The organism is Polynucleobacter sp. 39-46-10, from assembly GCF_002282275.1.
The window spans coordinates 1-2,120 of sequence record NZ_NCJB01000364.1 but is presented as its reverse complement, the minus strand read 5'-3'; the positions used below and the strand labels follow the sequence as shown (position 1 = coordinate 2,120).

At 47.2% G+C, this 2,120-nt stretch carries 1 protein-coding gene and 1 pseudogene; one reads left to right on the top strand and one right to left on the bottom strand.

Features of this window, described 5'->3' with window-relative positions:
- Window positions 1-288: pseudogene (locus B7X71_RS15675) on the top strand (signal recognition particle protein); the annotation flags it as partial.
- A 19-nt stretch (window positions 289-307) separates the two neighbouring features.
- Here the strand turns inward: B7X71_RS15675 and B7X71_RS15670 are convergent.
- Window positions 308-2,050, bottom strand: a complete 1,743-nt coding sequence (locus tag B7X71_RS15670; RefSeq protein WP_293599469.1) for a proline--tRNA ligase — start codon at window positions 2,048-2,050, stop codon at window positions 308-310.
- Window positions 2,051-2,120: the final 70 nt, after the last annotated feature.

The window sequence follows — 2,120 nt, the reverse complement described above, 5'->3', positions numbered from 1 at the left end:
AAAACCAATTTAAGCGCTGCCGATAAACAAACCAAGCGCATGCGCGGAATCATCGATAGCATGACGCCCAAAGAGCGTGCAAAACCGGAATTATTGAAAGCTACTCGCAAACGCCGGATTGCAGCGGGCGCAGGTGTTGAGGTTCAAGAAGTCAATCGTCTGCTTGCACAGTTTGAACAAATGCAAACCATGATGAAACAGTTCAAGGGTGGCAAGATGGCGCGCACCATGGCATCCATGGCAGCTAAAGGAGCCGCCAAGGGTATTGGCGGACTCTTTAAAAAATAATACTTAAAAACTGTTTGGCTTAAGAAACGAGTTTCTTAGCGGACTCAATTGCAGCAATCACTTTTGCTTTAATTTCTGATAGCGGGATATTTTCTGATTCAGCATCGGTGCGACCCTTGAATTCGACTTGAGCATCTGCAAGACCACGATCACCGATCACCACGCGGAATGGAACACCAATTAATTCCCAGTCAGCAAACATTGCACCCGGTCTTTCACCTCGGTCATCCAACACCACATCGACTCCATCAGCAATCAACTCATCATGTAATTGATCAGCAGCAACTTTCACTGCCTCTGATTTGTCGTAACCCATTGGACAAATTACCACTTCAAATGGTGCCATCGAAATCGGCCAAATAATTCCGCGCTCATCATTACCCTGCTCGATTGCAGCGCCTAGGAGGCGAGTTACGCCAATACCGTAGCAACCCATCACCATCGGCTGTGCTTTGCCTTGTTGATCAAGATAGGTGCAGCCCATTGCTTCAGAGTAGCGTGTGCCCAATTGAAATACATGGCCCACTTCAATACCGCGGCAGATATCCACAACACCCTTACCATCAGGGGACGGATCACCGATTACGGCATTACGCAAATCCATCACTAAAGGCTCCGGTAAATCACGACCCCAATTCACGCCTGTTAAGTGATGGCCAGCATCATTAGCGCCGCACACAAAATCAGCCATATTGGCAACAGTACGATCTGCGACTACGGTCACATCAGCAGCAATTCCAACTGGCCCTAAATAGCCCGCTGGTGCATTACATGCCTGCGCAATTTCAGCTTCACTGGCAAAACGTGACTCTGCCATTCCAGGAATCTTGCTCGCCTTGATTTCATTTAGCTCATGATCACCGCGCACTAACAGCATAAATAATTTAGCTGGGCCCTCTTCTTGATCAGCGGCAAACAATAATGACTTCACAGTCTGCTCTAGCGGCAGGTTTAAAAACTTGGCAACCTCAACGCAGTTTGTTTGATTTGGTGTCGCAACTTTAGTCAGCTCCTGAGTTGCAGCACCGCGTACCGCAATTAAGGAGACTGACTCAGCAGCCTCAAGGTTGGCAGCGTAATCAGAATTTGGGCAATACACAATGGCATCTTCACCAGTATCTGCAATCACATGAAACTCTTGACTACCTGATCCGCCAATAGCACCGTTATCTGCCGTTACTGCACGAAACTTCAAGCCCATACGCTTGAAGATACGAGTGTAAGCATCAAACATAATTTGATAAGACTTCTTCAATCCCTCAGTATCGCGATCAAAGGAGTAAGCATCCTTCATGCTGAACTCACGACCACGCATGATTCCAAAGCGTGGGCGACGCTCATCACGGAACTTAGTCTGAATTTGGTAAAAGTTCACCGGTAGCTGTTTGTAACTCTTAATTTCATTACGCGCTAAATCAGTCACCACCTCTTCTGAGGTCGGCTGAATTAAAAAGTCACGATCATGACGATCCTTGATGCGAAGCAACTCTGGCCCCATCTTTTCCCAGCGGCCCGTCTCTTGCCACAACTCTGCAGGCTGAATCATTGGCATCAGCAATTCGATTGCGCCAGCGCGATTCATTTCTTCACGGATGATGTTTTCTACCTTGCGAATGGACTTCAATCCCAAAGGCAAATAGTTGTAGATGCCAGCGCTGAGCTTACGAATTAAACCAGCACGCACCATGAGTTTGTGCGAAACCACCTCAGCATCGGAAGGGGCTTCTTTTAGTGTGGCGAGAAATGACTGTGAAGCTTTCATGTATGGATATAATCAAATCATTGATTTTAAAGGATTTGAGGCACGATCTCATGCTTGACCGTGAAGGGTA

Bases quoted from the DNA above. Each gene is read 5' to 3' on its own strand.
- B7X71_RS15670 (WP_293599469.1), bottom strand. From the start codon at position 2,050: ATGAAAGCTTCACAGTCATTTCTCGCCACACTAAAAGAAGCCCCTTCC.